8 protein-coding genes are annotated in these 24,286 nt (G+C 66.2%); 4 read left to right on the plus strand and 4 right to left on the minus strand.

Going from position 1 to position 24,286, the window contains the following annotated elements; all coding sequences use genetic code 11:
• Positions 1 to 98: 98 nt before the first annotated feature.
• Positions 99 to 2,750: a type VI secretion system ATPase TssH gene (gene tssH / locus PX52LOC_RS35830; RefSeq protein ID WP_149114586.1), complete on the plus strand. Its 2,652-nt coding sequence runs from the start codon at positions 99 to 101 to the stop codon at positions 2,748 to 2,750.
• Positions 2,751 to 2,831: 81 nt separating this feature from the next.
• Here tssH and PX52LOC_RS35835 read toward each other — a convergent pair whose 3' ends face one another.
• Entirely contained in the window at positions 2,832 to 4,058 is a 1,227-nt protein-coding gene (locus PX52LOC_RS35835; protein ID WP_149114587.1) for a glycosyltransferase family 4 protein, read from the minus strand.
• Positions 4,059 to 4,267: 209 nt separating this feature from the next.
• On the opposite strand from PX52LOC_RS35835, the gene PX52LOC_RS35840 reads away from it, so the two are divergent.
• Both PX52LOC_RS35840 and PX52LOC_RS35845 read left to right on the plus strand, forming a co-directional pair.
• Positions 4,268 to 5,143 (plus strand): alpha/beta hydrolase, encoded by an 876-nt coding sequence (locus PX52LOC_RS35840; RefSeq protein WP_149114588.1) that lies wholly within the window; start codon positions 4,268 to 4,270, stop codon positions 5,141 to 5,143.
• 119 nt (positions 5,144 to 5,262) lie between these two features.
• Complete coding sequence (locus PX52LOC_RS35845; protein ID WP_149114589.1) at positions 5,263 to 9,318, plus strand: hypothetical protein; 4,056 nt, start codon at positions 5,263 to 5,265, stop codon at positions 9,316 to 9,318.
• Between the two features lie 531 nt (positions 9,319 to 9,849).
• On the opposite strand, the gene PX52LOC_RS41805 is transcribed toward PX52LOC_RS35845, so the two are convergent.
• Positions 9,850 to 11,211: a hypothetical protein gene (locus PX52LOC_RS41805; RefSeq protein WP_178132594.1), complete on the minus strand. Its 1,362-nt coding sequence runs from the start codon at positions 11,209 to 11,211 to the stop codon at positions 9,850 to 9,852.
• Positions 11,212 to 11,483: 272 nt separating this feature from the next.
• Complete coding sequence (locus PX52LOC_RS35860; protein ID WP_149114591.1) at positions 11,484 to 12,038, minus strand: FHA domain-containing protein; 555 nt, start codon at positions 12,036 to 12,038, stop codon at positions 11,484 to 11,486.
• 677 nt (positions 12,039 to 12,715) lie between these two features.
• Here PX52LOC_RS35860 and PX52LOC_RS35865 point away from each other — a divergent pair.
• Positions 12,716 to 13,927: a nucleoside monophosphate kinase gene (locus tag PX52LOC_RS35865; protein WP_149114592.1), complete on the plus strand. Its 1,212-nt coding sequence runs from the start codon at positions 12,716 to 12,718 to the stop codon at positions 13,925 to 13,927.
• Positions 13,928 to 14,044: 117 nt separating this feature from the next.
• Here the strand turns inward: PX52LOC_RS35865 and PX52LOC_RS35870 are convergent, their stop codons facing one another.
• A complete protein-coding gene (locus tag PX52LOC_RS35870; protein WP_149114593.1) occupies positions 14,045 to 24,112 on the minus strand; it encodes an FG-GAP-like repeat-containing protein in 10,068 nt (3,355 codons plus the stop codon).
• Positions 24,113 to 24,286: the final 174 nt, after the last annotated feature.

Raw genomic sequence — 24,286 nt, forward strand, 5'->3', positions numbered from 1 at the left:
TTCACGGCCCCGCATTTTTCAGTTCCGCCGGGCCGGTCCTGCGACTACACTACCGCCGTTACGCGCACCGATCTCCTTACCCACTCAGGATCACCGCGATGGCCGTCTCGAATCCCCGCCTACTGTTCGACAAGCTCAACCTCGTCTGCCGGAAGGCGATCGAATCGGCGGCCGGCCTGACGCTGTCGCGGACGCACTTCGAAGTCGAAATCGAACACTGGCTGGTGAAGCTCCTCGAACAACCGAACACCGACATCCCTCTGCTCCTCAAACAGTACAACGCCGACTTCCCGGCCATCCGCAAGGAACTCGACAACGCCCTCAACCGCTTCAAGACCGGCAACAGTCGTTCGCCGTCGCTCTCGACGGACATCCTCAACCTCATCCGCGAAGCCTGGGTCGTCGCGTCCGTCGAGTGCGGGTCCGGGGCGGTCCGCAGCGGCCACCTGCTCGCGGCCCTGCTCAGCGACGACAAGCTCAAGCAGTGGATCAGCCGCAGTTCGCTCTCGCTCGTCCGCATCAACGGCGAGCAACTGATGAAGGACTTGAAGACGCTGCTCGCCAAGATCCCGAGCGACGAACTGGAATCGGCCCCGCCGTCCGGCGGGGGCGGCGACGCGGCGGGCGACGGCTCGCCGGCCGGCGGCAAGAGCCAGGGGGCCCTCGACCAGTTCACCGTGAACCTCACCGAGCGGGCGAAACAGGGGAAGATCGACCCCGTCGTCGGCCGCGACCCGGAAATCCGCCAGGTCATCGACATCCTCACCCGTCGGCGGCAGAACAACCCGATCCTCACCGGCGAGGCCGGCGTCGGCAAGACGGCCGTCGTCGAAGGCTTGGCCCTCCGCATCGCGGCCGGCGACGTGCCGCCACCGTTGAAGCCGGTGATTTTGCGCACCCTCGATCTCGGCCTGCTGCAAGCCGGGGCCGGGGTGAAGGGCGAGTTCGAGAACCGGCTGAAGAACGTGATCGAGGAAGTGAAGAGTTCGCCGCAGCCGATCATCCTGTTCATCGACGAAGCCCACACGCTCATCGGGGCCGGCGGGCAAGCCGGCCAGGGCGACGCCGCGAACCTGTTGAAGCCGGCGCTGGCCCGCGGCGAATTGCGGACCGTCGCGGCCACGACCTACGCGGAGTACAAGAAGTACTTCGAAACGGACGCCGCCCTGAAGCGCCGCTTCCAGCAGGTGAAGGTGGACGAACCCGACGAGGCGAAGGCCATTCGGATGCTCCGCGGCCTGACGAAGATGCTGGAGAAGCACCACGGCGTCCGCATTCTCGACGAGGCCATTAGCGGGGCGGTGAAGCTGTCCGTCCGCTACATGCCGGACCGCCAACTGCCGGACAAGTCGATCAGCCTACTCGACACCGTGTGCGCCCGCGTGAACCTCAGCCAGAGTGCCACGCCGCCGGCCGTCGAGGACGTGAACCGCGAGATCGAGCACCTGCAAGTGGAAATCAACTTCCTCGAGCGCGAGGGCAAAGTCTCCGCGGGCAACCCGGAACGGCTCAGCGAGTTGAAGCAGCGGAAGCAGATCAGCGAAGAATTAAAGGTGAAACTCGACGAGCAGTTGAAGAAGGAATCGGAAGTCGTCACGAAGATTCGCGACCTGCGGGCGAAGCTGGAGAAGGACCTGGCCCCCGACGCACCGGCCGACGCATTCGAAAAGGACCGCGAGGCGTTGCTCACACTCACGAGTGAACTCCAGACGATCCAGGGCGAGAAGCCGCTCGTTTACCCGGTGGTCGATTCGCAGGCCGTCGCCGAGGTGCTCTCCGGCCTCACCGGCATCCCGCTCGGCAAGATGGTCCGCGACGAGATGAAGACGGTGCTGTCGCTCGGCGACAAACTCGGCGAACGGGTCGTCGGCCAGAACCACGCGCTCGAAGCGATCGCCCAGCGCATCCGCACCGCCCGCGCCGACCTCGGCGACCCGCGGCGACCGCTCGGCGTCTTCCTGCTCGTCGGCCCGTCCGGCGTCGGCAAGACGGAAACCGCGTTGGCCCTCGCCGACCTGCTCTACGGCGGCGACCGGAACATGGTCATCGTGAACATGAGCGAGTACAAGGAGGCGCACAAGGTGTCCCGCCTCGTCGGCACGTCGAAGGGCTACGTCGGCTACGGTGAGGGCGGTGTGCTGACCAACGCCGTCAAGAACCGCCCGTACAGCGTGGTACTGCTCGACGAAGTCGAGAAGGCCCACGAGAGCGTGCAGGAAATCTTCTACCAAGTCTTCGACAAGGGCGTGCTCCAGAACGACGACGGCGACGACGTGAACTTCAAGAACACGATCATCCTCCTCACCGCCAACGTCGGCACGGACACGATCATGAAGGCCTGTTCCGGCAAGAAATTGCCGCCGCAGGAGGAGTTAGAAGAGATCCTCCGGCCCGACTTGTTGAAGGCGTTCAAGCCCGCCCTGCTCGGCCGGATGAAGGTGGTGCCGTACTTCCCACTGCGGGAAGACGTGCTGAAGCAGATCATCCACTTGAAACTCAAGGACATCGGCAGCCGGCTGAAAGAGAACCACAAGGCGACGTTCGAGTACACGCCGGCCGTCGTGGAAACGGTGGCCGAACGGTGTACGGAGGTCGAGAGCGGTGCCCGCAACGTGGACCACATCCTCACAGGGACGCTTCTGCCGAAGCTCTCGCAAGAAGTCCTCGTCCGCATGGCCGACGGCAAGCCGGTGCGAACCGCGAAGATCGACGTGGATGCCGAGTCTCAGTTCACGTACACGGTGGAGTGATTGAAGGCGAGCGGCCCGGCGTGAGCGGGCCGTGTCTGGATGCTTCGAGACACGGCCCGCTCACGCCAGGCCACTCGCCTTTTACTTCGCCAGCCGTCGCCAGACTTTCCACATCGCCTCGCCCATGCGGTCGAGCGTGAAGAGGGCGACGCGGGCTTCGCCCTTGCGAATCAACTCCTCGCGGCGGTCGGGTTGCGTCAGCATCGCGTGCATCGCGGCGGCGAACTCGTCGGCACTGTCGGGGTTCACGAGGTAGCCCGCGTCGCCGGCCACTTCGGGGATGCTCGTCGCCCGGCTGGCGATGATCGGCACGCCGAGGGCCATCGCCTCGATCGTCGGCAGGCCGAAGCCTTCGTAGCGGGACGGGTAGACCACCGCCCGCGAGTGGGCCATCGCCCGCAGGAACGGGCCGCGGTCTAGATTCGGCAGGATGCGGATGCGGTCGTCGGCACTCCGCCAGGCGTCGTTCACGACCTGCCCACCCGCCAACTCTGCGGCCGGCAGCAGTTCGCCCAGCATCTTGTCGTGCAGTATGCCGGTGCTGGCGATCACCAACCGCACCGGCGGGGCGTCCGACGCGATCAACTGCCGGAACGCGGCCACGGCCGTGGGCAGGTTCTTCCGCACGCGGTTGAAGCCGGTCGCCGCCCCGACCGGCGAGAACAGATACGGCCCCCAGTCGGTTAGCTTGTCCCCGTCCGGCCACAGCGCGTCGGGCAGGTGGTCGTGCCCGCGGGCGGCCGTGATTTCTGCCGGCGAGTCAGCGAGGCCGTGCCAGACCACGTCGGTCCGCGCTTCGTCGAAGGGCAGCAGCCGACAGATGCGACTGCGGGCGTCGTCGGAAATGCACATCAGCGAGTCGATCTTCGGGCCGATGAGCGCGAGCGTTTCGCGGCGTTGCTTCGCGGTGTTGCCGAACACGTCGGGAAAGTCGAGGAACCCGGCGTCGTGGAACGTGACCGCCTGCGGGCACGGCGGGTCGGCGAGGCCGGTGTAGTACGAGGCGTACACCACGTCCGGCGTCGCGGCCTTCATCGGCTCCAACAGCACCCGGTCGAGCGGTTGGGCCAGCGAGAAGTCGGCCGGCCAGTCGAGCGGCACGAACTGCACTCGGGCATCCGCGGCGAGCGGTTGCCAGGTGTCGTCGAGGCCGGAATAGGGGAAGAGTTTTTTCGGGTCGGCCGGGGCAATGACGGTCAGGTGGTCCGCCGGCGTCGCCGTTCGCAGGACGGCGTCGAGGAGGCTACGGCAGTGAACGCCGAGGCCGCCGGTGACGGCCAGGTGAGGCAAGAATAACGCGACCCGCACAATAGATATCTCCGGTCTGGGCGAAGGTCAGGTTACGCGATCAACCCGAACCCGACAACGGCGAGGAGGACGCGAGTGCCCTGATTCGGGACGGTGCGGAAAAGAATCCGGGGACTCGCGTACCCCGCTCGCCAAAAAGTTCGCACCCCGCCCGCCGAGATGGTACGGTAGAACATCACCACCCGCCTTCACCCCAATCGAGAACCCGGATGCGTTTCGCTTCACCATTTCTCGCCCTCGCGCTGGTCGCCACGCCCGGCCTCGCTCAGACGCCGAAGTCGAACTTCCCCGAAGGGACCACGGTGGAGAAGGACGTGGCCTACGGCCCGCACGAGCGGAACAAACTCGACGTGGCCGTGCCGAAGGGCGACGGCCCGTTCCCGCTCTTGATCTGGATTCACGGCGGCGGTTGGGAGGCGGGCGACAAGGGCGGCTTCGGCCCGTTCGCCGGGCAGGTCGCCCGCGGCTACGCCGTCGCGACGATCAACTACCGTTTCGCCAAGCACGCCATCTTCCCGGCCCAGATTGAGGACGCGAAGGCGGCCGTGCGGTTCCTGCGGACGAACGCGAAGAAGTACCACTTCGACGCGGACCACTTCGGCGTCGGCGGCCTCTCGGCCGGCGGCCACCTCTCAGCCCTGCTCGGCACGTCCGGCGGCATGAAAGAACTCGAAGGCGACAAGGAAGCTAAGCCGGACGCCAGCCGGGTGCAGGCGGTCCTCGACCTGTTCGGCCCGACCGACCTGGGAAAGCTCTCGCCGGCCGTCGCGAAGGACAATCCCGTCACGCGGTTGCTCGGCGGCGACACCGGCACGAAGAAGGATTTGGCGAAGGCCGGCACGCCGCAGACCTACGTTTCGAAGGACGACCCACCGTTCCTCATCATCCACGGCGACGCGGACACCCTCGTGCCGGTGAAGCAGAGCGAAGACTTGCAGGCCGCATTGACCAAGGGCGGAGTGAAGAGTGAACTGATCGTCGTGAAAGGGGCCGGCCACGGCCCGGGAATCTCCAGCAAGGAGAACAGCGAGAAAATCAACGCTTTCTTCGACGCGAGCCTGAAGAAAGCGAGCGGGGGACGTTAGCCCCTGCTTCTGGGAAGCAGGCGAGAATCAGGGGGCTAACGCCCCTGCTCGCGGTTCTGCTAAGATGGTTGGGAACGACCCGGGGCCACTCGCCCCGGCGGGTATTGGGAACGGTGCGGATGGATAGCATCAACGCGGATCTTGGGCGGCGGTTCGAGGCGGGCAAGTTGCTCGGCTACCTGAATTTCTCGGACGGCCGGCCCGACCTGCGGTTCCGCAAGTTGCTCGCCGACGTGTTCGCGTACCTCATCGACGCCGACGACCCAACCCCCTGGAAAACGACCGCCGCCTGGCTGGCGGCCGCGGGCGACGAACTCGAAGCGTCCGGCGCGGCCGCCTTCCGCGACCTGTCGCAAGCCCGGTTCATCCGCACCGTCGCCTTCGAAACCGTCCTCACCGCCTACCGCCGCCACCACGCCGACCTGCTCGCCCACCAATCCGACGGCATGCTCTTCACGGCGTTCTTCCTTGCCCGCGCCTGCGAAGTCACCCTCCGCGAACGGGGTAAGAAGCCGAACGCCGACGCGGAGGCATTGGCCCAGGCGGTCGTGCGGGCGCTGGACGACTACGTCGGCTATCGGCCGATCGCCGTGCTAGAGACGCGGCCGCAAACGGAGTTCTACCCGCACGAAAAGGTCGCAGCCGTGCCGGTCTACTTCGCCGGCGTCGGCGTCGCACCGGGGCCGTATGCCGCGCTCGTCCGCCCGGCCCTGGAACTGCTCGGCAACACGAACGCAGTGCTGCGCGAAGAAGCCGGCTTCGAACTCGCGAACCTCGACGAGTTGGCCGTGGACCCGCGGGCGGCCGACCACTTCCACCCGGTGACGAAGCGGCCGAACGTGCTGTTCGGCGAGTGGGACCCGCACCACATCGACAACCGCGGCAACTACCGCCGGTTCATCCTCCGCCAGCCGACCCTCGACGCCCTCTACCGCTGGGCGAAGCCGAACCCGAACGGCCCGTTCGACGGCGAACGCCTCTTCGAAAGCGCCGCCGTGTTGGCCGGCACGATCCTCATGGGAGCCGGCGTCAGCGGGTCCGGCCCCGCGGTGTACGACTCCTCCGTCACGCTCACGACGCTGGTGCAGCGGATCGCCCGGTACCGCGACGAGTTTTATAAGCGGCTCCTCGAACAACTGCCAGGAGCGCAGGGCGAACGCCTCCGGGCAGAAGCGGCGAAGTTGAAGCAGCCGTTCGCCGGCGTGCGGCAGTTCCTCAACCAGTCGATCGCCACGGAACGCGCCCTGCACCTCCAAGAGCGGCGGCTAGCGATGCTCTTCGCCGCGATGGGCTACCCGGCCACGGCCCGCCGACGAGCGGCGAACATCCCAGCCCCGTCGGTGCGGTTCAGTTGTGAGGTGCGGATTCGCCAAACCGGAGCCGAGTTCGCGGCGAAGGCCGGCCGGCCGAAGGAGGCCGCGAACCTGCTCGCCGAGGCCGAAGACCTGATTCACCGCGGCATCGACTGTGGGGCGATGATCGACCCGTGGAACGTCCTCGGCTTCCAGGGCCTCTTCCCGATCTTCCCCGGACGCGAAGACACGGTGCGCGACCCGCGGGCGGAAGAGTTAATCCTCACCGTCGGCCGTCAATTCGACCGCTACGCCTTGACGCTAACGGCGGCCGTCGCGGGGGAAGACAACGCCACGGTGGATCGACTGATCGCGCAGATGCAGACCCTCGCCGAGTGGTGGGACCGCTTCGCCACGACGACCGTCAGCGACATGCCCCGCGTCCTCGGCAGCGAGCGGGCCGACGCGGCCAAGCACGTCGCCAACGCCCTCGCCCTGTGGCGGAAGGCCGGAACGTCGGCCAACGACATCGGCTTCTGGCGGAAGCACCGTGAAGGGTTCCGCACGCCGTCGGCCTTCGCCCAGGTCATCGACGCGCTGCTGGACACCGGCGACTACAAGGGGGCGCTCGCCCTCCTGATGACGTGGCTGGCGGAAGCCCCGAAGCCGGGGGCCGATGCGGAAGTCGCGCCGGGGGCCAACCTCGGCGTGCCGCTGCAAGACCCGTCGGCCTCGTTCGTGCGGCTCGCTTTCCGCTGGCTCAAAGGGCTATGTGCCTCCGACCTGCCGGGGGGCGACAAGAGCGGCCTCATCCGCCGATTCTTCGAACTGCTGGAAGCGAACGCCGAGGACCGCTGGCGGGTGCCGACCATCACACGCGGCGGGGCCGCGACCGTGGCGGCAGAGCCCGACGAGGATGAAGAAAAGGACGACGAAGACAATGATCTGTTCGCCTCGGCCTATGAGGGGATGTCGTTCAAGGACTCCGCCGAGGACGGCACCGAAGGCTCGCTGGCCGAGGGCGGCGGGAACCTGCCGCCAACCGACTTCCCGCTGGAAGCCGATTCGGACGCTCATGAAGACCGCTTGCGGTTCCTGGCCGCCGTCGCCCGCTGGTGGCGGACGGTGGCGCGACCGGAGTTGTGGCTGCCCTACGACGCGGCCGCCTCCCACGCCCTCGGCGACTGGCTGCAAACCGCCCGCGGCAACATGGCCACCCTCACCGAGTTCATTGACCGGCTCGCCGAGGTTGAATTGCCTGCCCCGTCCACCGGCGTCGATGGCGTGATGGAGTTCGACCGCCGCCGCTCGCTCAAAGGCCACCTGCTCGACCTGGCCGTTTCGACCGTGGTGGAAACCGCAACCGCCATCCGAGCATTGACCGCCGCCCTCACACGGGCAGCGGAATTGCCCTCGGCCGAAGGCGGGCCGCGCGGGTCGAGCGATCAGCCGGCGTGGGAAGAGGTCGCGGTACGGTTGGAGCGGGCCATCGCGTCGAACGACCCGGCGCTAGCCCGCAAGTTCGTCGCCGGTTTCGTGCCGCTGTTCCGCCACGAACCGCTGTTAGTCCACCCGCCCGCCGACGGCGGCCCGCCCGGCCCGGCCGTTCGCACGCAGTCGGCGTTGCACTTGCTCGAATCGCTGCTCGCCCGCCTCCCACGGCTGGGATTGTTGCGCGAGACGTACCAACTGACGAAGCTCGCCCGCGCGATGGAGCGGAACTCGCCCCCGGAAGGGCGGCGCGTCAGTTCCTTCGACCAACTTTTCCGCACGGCTGTCGCGAACGTGGCCGACGCCATGCTCGCCTCCATCGAGGCGCAGCCGAAGGATGCCGCCGACCCGAACGGCCTGTTCCCGGTCGTCCGGCAGGTGGCCGACTCCTTCCAGAAGCTCTGGCTCGAACACAGCCACTCGCTCCGCCTCTCCGCCCTCGAATCAGTGCTGGACGACGACGAGTGGAACGAGTTGGCGACATTCGTCCGCACCTACGGTAGCGAGCTGTTCACGGTGCGGTTCCTGACGCTCTCGAACATTCGCGGCATCCTCACACAGGGGACCGAGACTTGGTTGAACAACCTCGCCGAAGCCGACGCGCAAGGCAACCTGAAGGCCGAGGACGAGACGCCGAAGATTCTCGAAGCCTGGACCGCGGCCGACGCCAACCGCACGCAGATCGCCCGGCACTTGGAAGTCGTGCTGCAATCGCTGGTCGAACACTACGACGAGTACCGCGATTACAACACCACGACCACGCAATCCGACTACGGCGAGAACCTGTACATCCTGCTCGACTTCCTGCGGCTGAAGGTGTCCTACGAGCGGGTGGCGTGGCGGCTGAAGCCGTTCATCCTCGTGCACGAAGTGCTGTGCCGCCGCGGACTGGACGACCTGGCCGGGAAGTGGCGGGAGTACATCCTCGGCAAGACGCAGAGCATCGCCGACGAACTGATGACCAAGCTCGAAGCCCGCGAGCAGGAGCACAGCCTGCGCGTGCGGACGGTTCGCAACCGGCTGGAAGAGCGGTTCGTACAGCCGCTGCAAATCGATCAAGCGGCCGCCCGGGTGGCCCGTGCCGCGGCCGTGGCCCGTGACGCCGCGATGACCGTTCACGGCGGCGTGCTGCCGGAAACTTCGCCGGTGTTCCTCGGCCTGCTCGACGTGATCCGCCCGCTGGCCGAGTCGCCGTCGGGCGTTGGCCTCGACGTGCCGGTCTGGCTGCGGCGGCTGGAAGACGAGTTGCGTAAGTTCCGCACCGGCCCCCGCCCCGCCGACACCGACGAAGCCGACCCCCCCGACGACCCGCTCCTACCGCCGATCACGCGGATCGACTTCGCGGAACTGAAGCGCCAACTGGCGGACTGGGATAAAGCAATTGGGGAATAATCGACGCGAACCCACGGCGGATCGTCAACCTCTCTCACGGCAATGGCGTTGAAGCCGCCATCCGAGGAAACCGAAATGCCGTACGCTGCGGGCCAAGTCTGGACCTATCACACCCGACCGGGCGAGGAAGATTCACGGGCGACCGTCCTGTAGGTAGACACCGCCCCACAGGGCGGGACCATCATTCATGTCTCGCTTGCCGGACTTTCAATCGCGTCCCCGCAGGGTAAGGACGGGTACGTTCGTGAGGCCGGCCACCTGCCTTTGAGCGAAGAAGCCTTCGATCGGTCGGTCGTGGAGTTGGTCAAAACACAGCCCGCGCCATCGGACCCCGGTGAGGGCTACGCGACGTGGCGAGAGGCGTTCGATGCCGGTAAGGCGGGCTTTTTCACCCTGTCCCTCCGGCAGATCGTTCAGGTTCTCCACGACAGTCTGAGCAAGAACGGATGACGGCAGTTGAGCGCCGCGAGGTGCCGGGTGAATGTCATTGCCACTCACCCGGCACCTCACGGTGCTCGGCTCGCCGGGCTTCTACAAAATCGCTTCCGCCGCCCCCGCGCTGCCGTCGTACTCCGTCGCCTTGTTGTCGGCTCGCAAGGTCCGGTCGTTCCGCCAGGCGATGAGCGTGGCCCGTAGGACCAGATCAGCGAAGATGGCCGTGACGACCAAGAGTTTCGCGAGGAAGTCGACCGCGAACCGCCACGACGACAGGTCGAGGGCGTACACGAACGACTTCGACTCGGCCAACGCTTGCTGCACGTCTTCCAGACTCACCTCGTCGTCCTCGCTCAACTCGTCGATCTTCGTCGCGACGGCCGTGGACCGCTCGAAGCCGATGACCTTCAGGCCGATCACCTTCGTCGTCAGCAGGAAGGCGAGCATCAGGCCGAGGCCGACGAGCGTCGTGAGGCCGACCAACTTCTTGACGCCCCCGATCTTCGCGGCGGCCGCTTCCCCGATCTGAGACTGCACGAACACCCGGCCGCGGATCGAGTACCAGATCGGCGCGCCGGACCAGAGCAGGACGCCGAACACCAACAACGGGCTGCGGGCCGCGTGATTGGCGAGGACGAGGATGACCAGCCAGAACAGCAGGAACGCCGGGGCCGCACACACGAGTAACCAGCCGGGCAGTTGGGCGGCCGGCAGCAACGACTTGATCCGCAGGCAGCCATTCATCGCACCGGGGATCAACGACAGCACGGCCGGCAACAACAACAGGTAGCTGCTCCCGGACAGGACGAACTCGACGGCCAACTCTTGCAAGGCCTGGGCTTTTTCGAGTTTCTCGGGGTCGATGGGCACCGTCGGCGTGTCGGCCTCTTCATCTTCATCTTCATCTTCATCTTCATCTTCATCTTCATCGTCGTCGTCGTCGTCCTCGTCCATCGGCATGACCGCTTTCGGGGCCGCCTTCGGGGCGACTTTGGGCGTGGCGTCGATCGCGTGGACGTGGTAGATCGCGTTCACCGGCAGCAGGGCGTAGATGAACGGGAGCAGAAACGCCAACGCCCACGCGACGGTGAGGAGGTGGGAGGTTGACCCCGGCTTCTTCCACGCGCGGATACCGAGCAGGCACGCGACCGGTAGGGCGGCCGCCATGACGAGCCACGCCACCTCCAGGCCGACGCCCAGGGTCGTGAGTTCGCCGAACCCCGATTGCACCGTGTCCAAGAGGGCCAGGGCGAACGAGACGGCCGTCGGCACCAAGGCGACCAGCAGCAAGCTCCGCCGCCACGCGGCGTACCGCCGCACGGCGGGGTCGTGGACCCCGGACTTATCGAGCGATTCCGACTCGGCCCTCGAAGGGACGACTTTGCCGAGGTTCCATCCGAACGCTCGCTTGACGTGGGTCAGCGGCGACGCCGCTGCGGGCACAGGCACGGTAGACATGTGGGGACCTTCTAGACTTGTGGGGCAGTTGCGAGGGTCATGGTGTTCAGTGTTGATGACCGCCGTGATTGGTCAAGGACGATTCGGCCCTTTCCGACCTGAATCATCCTCCGTGTGTCGATACGCCAGTCACTTGAAAGGTTCGGCGCTCACTTCGACCTTGCCCAGCACGAACGGGTTCGACATCGCGTTGTTGTGAACGCGCATTGCCGAGGATCGGCGTGCGAGCCCCGGTCAGTGTACGGGCGACGCCCGGCCCGCCCGGGGTGGGGCTACCGTTGCTTTTGTTTGTGCGGTTGCGAACGCAGTACCTTGGCGAGCAGTTCCGACCGGGAGTGGACGCCGAAGGCGCGGTAGATTTGCTTGACGTGGTTGTGGACCGTGTTCCGACTGAGCGACAGCACGGCCGCCACCATCTTTTCCGAGTGCCCGCACAACAAGAGGTTGAAGACCCGTTCCTCGGCCGGCGAAATCATCGTCCCGTGAACTCGCGGCCCCGGTTTAGCGCAGTGGGTCGATTCCTCCACGGGGGGACGCTCCAACGGTTCGTAGGTGCACTCCACGCCGCCGAAGAGGATGACCGCGTCGGGCGTCAACACGCACGTCGCGACCCGCTCGCCGTCAACGAACGTCCCGTTCAGGCTGGCATTATCGACGACGGAAACCGACTCGTCGGTGACGACGACGACCGCGTGGACGCGGGAAACGGTCGGGTCGTCCAGGAAAAGGTCGCACTCGCGGGATCGGCCGATGCGGTAGCGGCCCGCCCGCAGTACCAAGACGCCCCCGCCGCCCGAAGTAACCGTGAGCCGAGCGATCGCGGGCATGGACGAACCTCTCCACTCGCGGGCTAGGGCCGATTGGCCGTAGGGACCACCGGTCGCTCCGATGTTCGCGAAAATATCGTCCCGGGTCAACTTATTTCGACCCCCACGAACGAATGAACCACGATTTTTTTGCGTCACTCGAACACGCCCGGCGAATCTTCGGACTGCTTATTCTGGGTCGATGGGTACGGCGTGAGAGGCGGGGAAATGAAAGACCGCCCGCGACCCGGCTCCCTCTCCCAAGGGCCGTGTCGCGGGCGGTTGATTTCGCGAGTTGGGACCGAGTCGCGAACCGTGTGGCCTCTCCCCTCCGCACGGTTAACTTGTCAGTCTTTCGCTCGACGAGGTAAATAAAGCACGGGGCGTGCCAATTTCCGCACTTCCCAGAATCGCCTTCCGAATCCCCTGGTTTTCAAGCGATTTCCACCTTGCGGTGAGCGTCACTCGGTCTCGTGTCTCCGACTCGGCCGCCGGATAGGAGAGCATTCCTTGCCTCGGTTTTCAGCACGCGATCACGTCGTTCTCTGCCGGCACTCCGATGAGATGCCGTCCCGGCCGTCCATCCCCTCCCGGTCCTCCCGTGGTTCGGCCAAACCGAGGCAACGGACCCGCACCTTTCCGCGCAGAACCCATAAAACGACACTCGCGAACTCCGTTTCCTCCGCCCCGGTGTGCCTGTGAGTGACTCCCTGCCCCCGTCGACGCCCGGACCCACGCCGGCCAGCGGCGACCTGGAAATCAAGGACGCGCAGCTGATCTTCCCGGCGGTTTGGGCCGACCTGATTGAGCGGCACGGCGACCGCCTGACCTTCCCGCGCGAGTTCATCTGGCTCGGCGGCGCGCCCGGGGCCGGGAAGGGAACGAACACAGCGTTCATCGCCAACGCCCGCGACATCACGGCCCCGCCGATCGTCATCAGCAGCTTGCTAACGACGCCCCAGGCGACGGCGATCAAGAACGCCGGGCAGATGGTCGGCGACCGCGAGGTGATCGGCCTGTTGCTCGAAGAACTCCTCGACCCCCAGTACCGCGACGGCGTCATCGTCGACGGCTTCCCCCGCACGAAGGTGCAGGTCGAGTTTTTGAAGCTGTTCTACCACGCGATGATCGGCTCGCAGCCGGGTGACGATGACGCCGCGGAAGAGTGGGCACCGGGGAAGCCGATGTTCCGGATCGCGCTCCTGTTCGTGACCGAGGACGTGAGCGTCGAGCGGCAACTAAAGCGCGGCCGTGTCATCCGCGACCACAACCGGCAGGTCCGCGAGTCGGGCGTGGGCGACCTCCTCGAAGAGCGGGTCACGGACCTCGATCCGGGCTTGTGCCGCAAGCGGTACAAGGCGTTCAAGGATTCGACGTTCGACGCCCTCCAATCGCTCCGGCGGATCTTCCACTTCCACTTCATCGACGCCGAGGGCGACCTGCCCGAGGTGCAGCGGAACATTGTCCGCGAGTTCACCTATCAGAGTTCGCTCGAACTTAGCCCCGGCGTGTTCGAGCTCATCCAGGCCATCCCGGTGGCGACGCAACTCGCCCTGCACGCCCGCCAGGAGTTGGTGAAGCGGTTGGAACAGTACCACGAGGAGCAGCCCGCCCTCTTTCAGTCGGTCATCCGCCTCATCGAGGCGAAGGCGTTGCCGATCGTCCGGGCCCACGCGATGTCGGGGCACGCGCAGATCAACTTCGAAGACTCGCTGCTCGACGACCCCCTCGCCCTGCGAATGATGATCGACGTGTGCTCGGAACGGGGCTTCCACGCCACGGTGGACCTCCACCGGGTCGAAGTGCCCGAGCGGATCAACCCGGAGACGTGGGAAGTCTACTGCCGGACGAAGAAGGTCTACCGGGTCGAGATTCGCTACCCGCCGTCCGACATCCGCCGAGGCCATTAACTCGGCGATCGGGAAGTCGCCGGCTGTCGAACTCTTCGCCACTCAAAACCACACGCCCGCGGGGCAAGCGAACTGTCTCGCTTGCCCCGCAGGCGTTTCATGACTGCCGTCAGGCCGTTACACGTCGTTGAACTCGTCGCTGCCGATTTCGGGCTCCGTCGTCACGCGGTACGCCCCGGCCGGCGGCGACGTGGTGCTCGGCTTCTCCGCCGGCCGTTGGGACACATCGACCGCCACGCCGAACAGCACGACCGACGACGGACCACTGAGCGACGCTGGGCTGAGGGTGTACGCCTTCACGGCCCCGGCGTCGAGGGAGCCGTCGGCCGTCGGCAGGACCGCAAAGTCGGGCGGGGCCACGACCAGTTCCACCAGGTCGTCGTCGGCCGGGAGGACGGGCAACCGGCGGACGCCGGGCGGTAGGGCTTCCGCCATCAGGCCGCTTGCCGTGTGTTGCAGGCCGAGGGCGTGACCGATCTCGTGCTCGAGGACGGTCAGAAGGTCGAACCGGCCGGCCGCCGCCCCCGTCCCGGTCAGGTCCGCGCCGTTGACTACGTACTCGGCGTCATCGCCGGGCGTCGGGTCGACGTACCACCCGGCCCCGTTCGCGTCGTCGTCGATCGTCACCCGCGTGCCGCTCGCCTGGCCGAGTTCTCCGGCAGGGTCGAGGTCGGCCGTCGTGACCGTCACGGCCCCAAGCGCCGCCCGCTGGGCCGGCGTGAGGTCGAGCATCGACCACCGGCGAACGGCTTCCGCGGTGAGGGCGGCGAGGGCGTCGCCGGACAGGGCGGTGCCCGCCGCGACCGGGCCGGCGGCCGCGTGCAACGGCAGCACCGGCGGCGACGTGCCGATTTCGATGCCGTTGGCCGTCCAGAACGAGAAGGCACTGATGGTCACGTCCAACACCCCGTCGTTGTTGGCGTCCCCCCCGGTGAGGTTGAAGATCACCGGGCCGTTGGTGTTCGTCAGGAGCGTCTGGGTGCCGCCGCCCTCGACGGTGACCGTGACGTTGCCGCGGGAACTGTACGCATCGAAGGCGTACAGCGTGACCGGGATCCCCGTCAGCCCCGGTTGCACCAGCACCTTGTACACCGCGGGCGGGTTGCCGTTCGCCCCGTCGCGGTAGAAGTCCGGGGTGCCCGTCGCCGTGATCTGGGGGTAGTCGGCCGGGAGGCGGTCGAAGTCCGAAGCCGCGACGGCGAACCCGTACCCCGTCTGGTTGCTGAAGACCTCGGTGGCGCTCACGCCCTTGAAGTTCGCGGCGACCGGCGACCCGGCCGGGCCGAAGTCGTAGCTGACCTTCGCCCCGGTGTACACCTGCGTGAAACCGCCCGCGAAGGCCCCGTCCACGGCCACCAGGCCCACGGACGAGTTCACGTTCCCGGCCGCCACGACCGGCGACTTGATGGCGAACGAGCCCGTGCCGCCGGTGAGGAGGACTTGAACGCCGTCGTAATCGGGCGAGGCGTCGGCCGTGGTGATCGCCCCGTACTTCGTCGAGATCGTCACGAGGCCGGTCGCCGGGCCGCCCGAGATGCCGTACGTCGTGATGAGGCTCCCGTCGCCGGCGACCGCCGCCGTTGGGGACACGGCGAGTACGCCCTGGGTACTCAGGGGGCGGTATTCCAGCCCCTGCAGTTTCCACCCGTTCTGCGGGCCGCCGGCGTCGGAGATGCGGAACCGCATCTGGAAGTTCCCGCCGCCGATGTCCACCGGCGTGACGGTGAACGACAGGATGTTCGTCTTCGCGGCTTTCACGTTGGCGGCCAGCGGCACGAAGGCCGTGCCGTTGAAGTACTCGATCACCATCTCGTCCGGCGGCGCGTCCAGGTCGCCGATGTACAACGTGACGACCTGTTGAGCTCCTGACGGCACGTCGATGGCCAGAACGCCCGGGGAGCCGATGAGGCCGTAGTTGAAGTCTTCGAACAGGGCGCCGCCGAACCCCGCACCGCGGTCCTTCGAGAGAACCGGTTCCAGCCAGCCGAGGCCGTTCCCGGCCGAGTTCGTGTACAGGGTCGCCGGGACGCCGAGGTACCCGGCCGCGGTCGGGCCGGTCGATCCGGCGGCGTTGAAGTCGACCTTGCGGGCGGTCGGCAGGGCGTAGGCTTGCGTGTACGTGCCCTTCGCGTCGACGACGATAGCGGCGTTCGCCGTCAGCGTGACCGGGGCGTTGCCCGTCGGGGCCAAGAGGCGGAAGTACGCCACGCCGTTCGCGTCCGTCCGCACTTGCAGGCCGGTCAGGAAAGGGTCCGCGTCGGCCGCGTTCGTCAGGCCGTCCGGGGCAACGCCGGACAGCGTGCCGGCCGTCGCCGCGATCGACACCACCGCGTTCGGGAAGAAGCCCGCGGCCTGGTATGTCGTCGTACTCAACCCGTCAGCGGCGAGCGTGCTGTTGGCGATGACGGCCTTCGACATCGGGTCGATGCGGTCGATCGTCACCGGGGACACGAGGTTGACCGGCCGCACGTCGACGGCGTTCACGTGCCAGTATTCGTGCGTGCCGAACGTGTCCACGAACGTGACGTCGATCTTGCCGTCGCCGTTCACGTCCGAACCGACGGCCGTGAGCGTGACGAACTGGTTCTGGAACACGGTCGGCACGGCGATCTTGCCCGCCCCCTCGATGGTGACGAACACGTTGTCGATGACCACGTCGTGGTCGCCGAGGGTCACGCTCACCTGGTAGTTGCCCTTCGCGATGGTCGCCACGCTGAACGTGCCGGCCACGTTCAGCGGGCCGAACCAGTTGCTGTCCCGGAGGACGGACTGGAAGTTCGTCTGGGCGGGGTCGGGGGCCGTCGGGCCGCGGTCGGCCGCATTGACCGGCGACGCCCACCCGTAGTACCCGGCCGTCGGGTAGACGTCGGTGTTTGCGACGCCCGTCCAGTACGGGGCGTACGGCCCGGCTTGCACCGCCCCCCCGGCCGGGCCGAAGTCGAACGTGCCGCCGAGGCCGATCGGCACCGGGATCGTCTCGAAGCTGACCCAGTCGAGCAGGTTGTGCGAGGTCGACGGGAGGCTGCCGTTCGGCGTCGCGATCGTGGCCGTGTCCAGGCCCGTCACGCCGGCCACGTCAACGACGAGGAAGTCACCGGGCAGCGCGGTCGGCGACTGCGGGTTGCCGCCGTCCAGGTGGACCTCCGGCCCGCCCCCAGCTTTGGCGACCGGCCTCGTGGACACCGTGTCGTTGCCGTTCTTCGAGAAGACGTACAACTTGTCGAGGTTCCCGTTCGCGTACGTGATCGTCTCACCGCCGGACTTCGTGGTCCGCACGGCCGAGAAGTTCACGTCGATCGTGTCGGGGTTGTCCGTGCCGTAGACGTTGGCCACGTCGTTCGCGCTGGCCCCGGTGTCGGTGATGTTCGTCACCGGCGGCAGGAACGATAGGCCGCCGGTGGTGAACTGGAGGTTGTAAACGTCGTCGCCGCCCTGGGCGTCGAGGTTCATCACGTCGACGCCGTTGTTGTAGGTGACGGTGTCGGCCGGGCTGGAGACGCCCGCGCCGGTGACCCGCACCGTCGCGTTGCCGGCGGCGGCCGTGTTCACGTCGTAGGTATCGACCGCGGCCGTGCCCTGGACGGTCAGCGTGTCGGTCCCCGTGGCCCCGGATTCTTCGACGGCCACCGTACCGTCGAGGGTGCCCACCGTGATCGTGTACGTGTCGGCGTTCGCCTGACCGTCCAGGTGGAGCGTGGACGCCCCGGACTTGGTGACGGCGAACAGGTCGGTGCCGTCACCACCCAGGACATAGGCGTTCGGCCCGCTGACCGGTCCGTTCAGGGTGAAGGTGTCGTTGCCGGCGTTGCCGCTGATCATCACCATGCCCGTGCCGGTGACAGACCCCGTCGCGGACACGGTAACGGCGTCGTTCCCCGCACCCGTGGCGAGGCCGACCGTCGACCCGCCGCTGATCGCGGCGTTGACCGTCAGCGTGGCCGCCGTCGCGTCGACCGCGGAGACGGCGATCGTGCCCGACGTTGTGACCGCCTGATTGACGACGAGCGACCCGCTCAGGGCCGTGACGACCAGGCTGCTGGTCCCGAGTGCGATGCCGCTGGTCGAGCCGGTGAGGCCGGTAACCGTGTCGATGGTCAGCGAGTTCGCGTCCACGTAGGTGAAGTCGCCCGTGCGGTTCGCGGCGAGGGCGGCGACATCATTGGCCGTGTTGGCGAGCGTCGCCACCCCGCTGCCGGTGAACCGGAAGCCGCCGGCGGTGATCGTCCCGCTCTGCGTCGCGGTGCCGGCGGTGCTGAGTTCGAAGACGCTCGCCCCGACGTTCGCCGAGTTGATGTTCAGGCCGTCGAACTCGCGGATCGCCGCGTTACCGTTCGGAGACGACAGAGCGAGGTTCACCAGCCGCGTGTCGAGGTTAACCGTCGTCCCGGCCGTGAACGTGCCGAGGCCGGTGGCCGCCCCGGCGGTGACATTCGTCGTACCAGCCGCATTGCCGTCGAGGATTGCCCCGAGAGTCGAGGTCAGGGTCACGTTTCCGTTGGAAGCAGTGACGACGTTCGCCGTGAGATCGCCGGCCGTGTTGTTGATCGTCACGTTCCGCGCGGCGCCGGCCGCCACGACACTCGTCGCCGTCGTGCTGCCGCCAGTGATGATGCGAATCAGACCGTCTTGAGTGGTCACATTCTGAAGCGTCACGCCGTCCGTTTCGTTGATCCAGATGCCGTGCGTGCCACTGTTCGGCGATGCGGTCGTCGAGGCGATGATTGTGTTCGCGGCCGTGTTGATGTTCACGACCGGCGGGGCCGTGCCGATGTCCACGGCGGCGGTCAACGTCACCACGTCGCCCGTGACGAGATTGGTGCCGCTGTTCAGGATCGACCCGGTGCCGGTGTTCGCACTCAAAGTGACGTCACCGGCTGTCGCCCCGGCGTTGATCGTGCCGACCACGATGTTCCCGCCGCCGGTCGCCGTGATGCTGATGTCGTTCGCGTCGCTGTCCGTCGAAGAGACGACGTTCGTTGCGGTGATCGTCCCGCCCGCCGTGATCGTGATGAGGCCGTTGCTGCTCGTCATGTTCGTCAGGGTGATTCCATCGGCTTCGCGAATCAGGATGGAACCGGCCGCGCTCGTGGTGGCCGTGAGGCTAGCGATGGTCGTGTCGAGGTCGATGCCGCCAGCCGCTGACAGTGTCACCATCGTGCCGGTGAGGTTGTTCGTACCGGTTCCGTTGTTGTCGGTGATCGCCCCGGCCGAGGACAGGGTGATCGTCGTGCCGCTGACCGTGTTCACCGCCGTGGCCGTATTTTCGGAGACGCTGACCGCGCCGGTGCTGGACACCGTGAGGTCGCCGAAGTTCATCGTGTCGCCGGTCTGGTTGCCGAGGTCGACCGACGTGCCGTTGAAACTCGCCGTCCCCGTCACCGTGAGGCTGGCGTTCGTGGCATTCGTAATGCCCGCCGTGGACGCCAGCGTGAGACTGGCGGCCGTGCTGGTGCCGGCGAGCGACGTGTCACTGTCCTCGCTGATGCTCACCGCCCCGGCGCTGTTGAACGTCAGCGAGGCGAAGTTGACCGTGTCGGTGGCCTGGTTGCCGAGGCTGATCGACGTGCCACCAAGGTTGGCGTTGCCGCCCACGCTGAGCGTCGCATTGTTCACGTTCGTCAGCAGACCCGCGGAAGTCAGAGTCAGGGTGCCGGCGGTGCTGCTCCCGACGAGGTCGGTCTGCGAGTCCTCGACGACAGTAACGGCACTGGTGCTATTGAAGGTGAGCGAACCGAAGTTGAAGCTGTCGCCGGGGACGTTGCCGAGCGCGATCACGACGTTCCCCGTGAACGACGCGGTTCCGGTGACATTCAGATTCGCGGTTGCGTCGTTGCCGATGGCGCTGGCGAAGACCGTGACGGCGGCGGCGGTCGCCTTGCCGGTGATGTTGAACGTGCTGAACGGGCTCCCCGAACTGCCGACGTTCAGGCTGGCAGTGGCGACGAAGTCGGACAGGTCGAGGGTGTTCAACGAGTCGGCCACGTTGCCCCGATTGATCGTCAGGCTGCCGGTCGGGGCGGTGAAGTCCGTCGTCTCAAAATTCACCGGGCTGCTCGCTAGCCGCAACCGCCCGTTCCCCAGAGTGCCATCGTCGCCGAGGACGGCGCTGCTGCTGGGCGAGGCCGGAAGGTTGAAGATCACGTCCGTCACGCTGCCGACGTTCAGCAGTACCGGCTCGAGGCCGGTGTAGAAGACCTTGCGGCCGTCGAAATCGATGCGGCCGTCGTTGGCGTTCGTGAAGCTGTTCGTGATCGTCGTGTACGCGCCGGCGAGGACTTGCAGTTTGTCGCCGGGCGTGCTGGTCGGGTTGCCGCCGTTGAAGGTGATGCCGGCGGGCAGCAAGGCGTTCGCGTTGGTGTTGTCGATGGTGAGCGTGTCGTTGCCGTCGAGGCCGTTGACGGCAAGGGTCGTGATCGCCCCGAGGTTGACGAACACCCCGCCGTTGATGCTGATTTCGTACGTCCCGGCAGGGGCGGCCGCCTTGCGGAAGACGAACGTGTCGTCCCCGGTCGTGCCGTTGACGACGGGGGTGGAGTACAGGACCACGTCGTTCCCGTCGCCGCCGTGGTACGAGACGTACACGGTGCCGCCGGCGTAGGTGATCGGCGTGCCCTCCGGTAGCCCGGCGAAGATGCCGGTCACCGCGTCGGTGCCGTCGTTGTCGATGATGGTGAACGACTGCGTGACGGTCGGGTTCACGGTGAAGGCGGCGAACTGCGACACGCTCAGGGCCGCGCCGCCGAGGTTCACGGTGCCATTCACGAAGAGTTGATCGTATTGTGTGCCGGCTGTGGTTCCGCCGAGTTCCACGGCGAGGGTGTCGTTGCTATCGAGCGTGAGGTTGCCGTTGAGCGTCACCAACCCCGGGCTGGAACCGGGAGCGAGGGTAACGGACGTCGCTGCCGTGGTCACGTTCTCGGTATAAGTGCCGGCGGTCACGTTCAGCACGCGGTTTGCGCTAGTCAGGCTGCCGGCGATGAGGTTGACGCCTTCCTGGATGCGGCCCGTCGTGCCGGATTGCGCCCCGAGGGAGTGGACGGTGGCCGACGACAAGTCAGCCTGGAAGCCGACCACGGACTGGTTCGCGACGGACTCGTCGTTGTCGAGGAGGGGCGTGAAGTCCACGACCGAGACCGGCCCCGCGTCTTGAATGATCGACGCGGTGACCGCGACGGGCTTCGAGGTCCCCCAGTAGTTTCCCGAGGCGTCGAGGGTGCCGGTGTAGGCCGTGCCGCCTTCGTTGATGAACTCGATACTGGCGCGGGACAGATTCTTGAACGCATTCTGCGTGGCGGTGATGCCCGAGTTCGGCGTGCCGAAATCGTCCGCGATTTGAATGCCGTCGGACCCGCCGTCGATCCGGTTCCCCTGGACCGTGATCGTGCTGTTGCCGTTGAAGAAACCGATGGCGTAGTGCGCGCCCACGAGGTTGAGGAAATCGTTGCCGGTGACCGCGATGCCCGTCGTGTTGTAGAAGTACACGCCCCGGCCGTGATTGGTAACGCTGTTGTTCGAGAAGGTGATGTTGGTGAAGGCCGTAGCGTTGGTATTGCTGATCCCGAGTGCCCACGACGATTCGACGGGAGCCGAATTGGTGAACGTGTTGCTGTCGATGAGGACATTCTTCACGCCGCCGACGCCGGCGGTGAACTGGTCGGCGTAGATGTCGGTGTTGAGGCCGCCGTTATTATTCTGAAACAGGTTGTATTGGACCACGCCCTGATTGATCGCGTTGCTGTTGGTGAGGAACAATCCGGCGTAGTTGTTCTGAATGATGTTGTTGACAACATGCGCACCGCTCGTCGTCGGGGCCAGGAAGATCGCCGGGCCGAACTGGTTCGAGCTCGTACTCCCCTGGAGAGTGAAGCCGTCGATGCTGACGTTGCTGGCCGTGACGTAGAGCGCGGTCTTGCCGGCGTTGGTCGAATTGTCGATGATCGTTTCCGCCCCGGTCCGCGCCCGGGCGTCCACGCCAGCTTTCGCCCCCTTCAGGGTCAGGGTCTTCGGGACGCTGACGCTTTCGATGTACGTCCCCGCTGCCACGTTCACCGTCGCGCCGGTCGCGGCTACGTTCACACCATCTTGAATCTGCCCCGGGGCAGTCACGTTCACCGTCGTCGCGGTCGTACCGGTGATCGCGTTCGTCACGTTCGCGTTCAGGTTGATCGTCGGGGCGTTCAGCGTCGTCGTGCCCGAGAACGTCGTCGTGCCGTTGACGGTGATCGCGTCGCCGGAATTGGCCCCGGTGTTGAGCGTCAGGTTCGTGATTCCGGCCGCGGTTCCGTTCGCCCCAGACACGGTGAAGGTGTCGGCGCTCGCGGCGATACCACTCGTGTCGATGATGACGGTCATGTTGTTGAAGAACGCGACACTCTCGATCGGGTTGCCGGCGGTGGTGCCGGACACCACAATCGCGGGCGTCGTCCCCGGCCCGGTGAGATCGAAGCCGTTCGCGATGGTGAAGACGTTGTTGGCGGCGAGCGGGGTGGCCGGCGGCGGCAGCGTTGCGAGACTGGCCGTCGCCATCCCGCTGATGTCGATGGGCTCGATGTTCGAGAAAGAAATGAGGGAGCTGCCGACTTGAATGGTCCCTTGGTGGTTCGTGGCCGTCGAGGTCGCGGCCGCCGAGTACGTTGCGCTCGTGGTGCCGTTGCCCTTGACCGAGAGCTTGTCGTTCCCGCCGGCCCCGCCGTCGAAGCTGATGTTCGGCAGGGTGCCGTTGCTGTAGTCCAGCGTAAGCGTGTCGTTTCCGCCAGCGCCGTTGATGACGATGGACGTGAGGCCGGCGAGCGCGATCTTGTACGAGTGGCTACCGCCGGTAAACACTTCTGTGGGGTCGGTGATGGTGATGAACGTGCCGTCGCTGGTGACCGTGAGGTTGTTGGCCTTCCCCGTGGTGTCGGTGTCCGCGACGGTGAGCGTGTCGCCGGTGCCGGAGACGGTCGGCGTGAGCGTCGCGGGGACAACGTACGTGTTCAGCAGTACGCCGACGCTGTTGCCGTTGGCGTTGGCGACGGCGAGGTCGGGCTTGCCGTCGACGTTAAAGTCACCGACTGCGGGGGCGATCGACCCGTTTCCGCCGGTCACAAACTTCTGGACGGCCTGGAGGGTGCCATCGCCGTTGCCGAGGAGGACGCCGACTTGTCCGCCGATCACGCCGGCATTAGCCACCGCCAAGTCGAGTTTGCCGTCGAGGTTGAAATCGCCCGTGGCAAGGCGTTCGGGTGAGGCACCGGAAGCGCCGGTCGAGAATGACCCCTTCGCGACGAACGTGCCATTGTTGTTGCCGGTGAAGATGGAGACGGTATCATTCGCGCCGTAGCTCACGGCGAGGTCGGCCCCCCCGGCACCGTCGAAATTCCCGGCCACGATGTCGAACGGACTCGCACTCCCACCCGGTGCCGGAATCGTTGTTGCGAACGGCGTGAAGGCCCCGCTGCCGTTGTTCGTCAAGATGACGATGTCGTTCGAGGTGTTATTCGCGACCGCGAGGTCGGGCTTACCGTCCCCGGTGTAATCGGCGACGGCCACACTGAACGGGTCTTGGCCCGGAACGGTGTACGGGACCGTACTCGCCTGGGAAAAACCGGTCCCGGTGTTGAGCAGAACCGAGACCGAGTTCCCGGTCGAATTGGCGGTCACAAGGTCGGGTTTCGAGTCGTTGTTCAAATCGGCCGTGCGAATCGTGAACGGCCCGGAACCCACGTTGATGAGTTGCCCCGCCAAGAATGTCCCGTTCCCGTTCCCCGGCAGAATGGCGACTTGATTGGAGCCTCGGAGGGCGACGGCGAGATCGGGCTTGGTATCGCCGTTGAAGTCGGCCGTCACGACGGAGAAGGGTTGGGTCCCCCCCACGATGACCGACGTCGGGCTGTTGAACAAGCCGTTGCCTTTACCCGAAAAAAAGCTGAGGTCGCCCCCCAAATTGGCCGTGACGAGATCGAGAATCCCGTCGTTGTTCAAGTCGGCTGTGACAAGGGAGTAAGGGCCTGTCGCCGTTGTAGAAGACGTCGCCACGTTGCCGAATAAGCCGGGGGGAGACCCTACCGCCGGCGTCGTCCGGTCTTCCAACTGCGTAACCCGCAAACTGGTCGTTGGCTTTTGCTTGCCACCCGCCCGGCGCTGCCTCCGGGAAGGCTTGCCGGAGAAATTCGACACGTTCCGCCAAGAGTTGGGCGACGACATCAGCAGCAACCTCAAAGGGGCAGGTTCAAGGTGTGTCCTGAGGAGTCATTAGCTATCCGTACTGGGACATTGTGAGAGTGATTTTCTGTCACCATCTCAAATGCCATTCTTCAGGCATAATCGCCAATCACGGATTGAGCGAAGAATTCCAATCAGGGCGTAGATTGCGTATTT

The sequence above is a fragment of the Limnoglobus roseus genome, from assembly GCF_008254045.1.
Taxonomy (GTDB): Bacteria; Planctomycetota; Planctomycetia; order Gemmatales; family Gemmataceae; genus Limnoglobus; species Limnoglobus roseus.

Excerpts from the sequence above, each read along its gene's own strand:
- tssH (WP_149114586.1), top strand. The coding sequence starts at position 99 with ATGGCCGTCTCGAATCCCCGCCTACTGTTCGACAAGCTCAACCTCGTC.
- PX52LOC_RS35840 (WP_149114588.1), top strand. The coding sequence starts at position 4,268 with ATGCGTTTCGCTTCACCATTTCTCGCCCTCGCGCTGGTCGCCACGCCC.
- PX52LOC_RS35845 (WP_149114589.1), top strand. The coding sequence starts at position 5,263 with ATGGATAGCATCAACGCGGATCTTGGGCGGCGGTTCGAGGCGGGCAAG.
- PX52LOC_RS41805 (WP_178132594.1), bottom strand. The coding sequence starts at position 11,211 with ATGTCTACCGTGCCTGTGCCCGCAGCGGCGTCGCCGCTGACCCACGTC.
- PX52LOC_RS35860 (WP_149114591.1), bottom strand. The coding sequence starts at position 12,038 with ATGCCCGCGATCGCTCGGCTCACGGTTACTTCGGGCGGCGGGGGCGTC.
- PX52LOC_RS35870 (WP_149114593.1), bottom strand. The coding sequence starts at position 24,112 with ATGTCGTCGCCCAACTCTTGGCGGAACGTGTCGAATTTCTCCGGCAAG.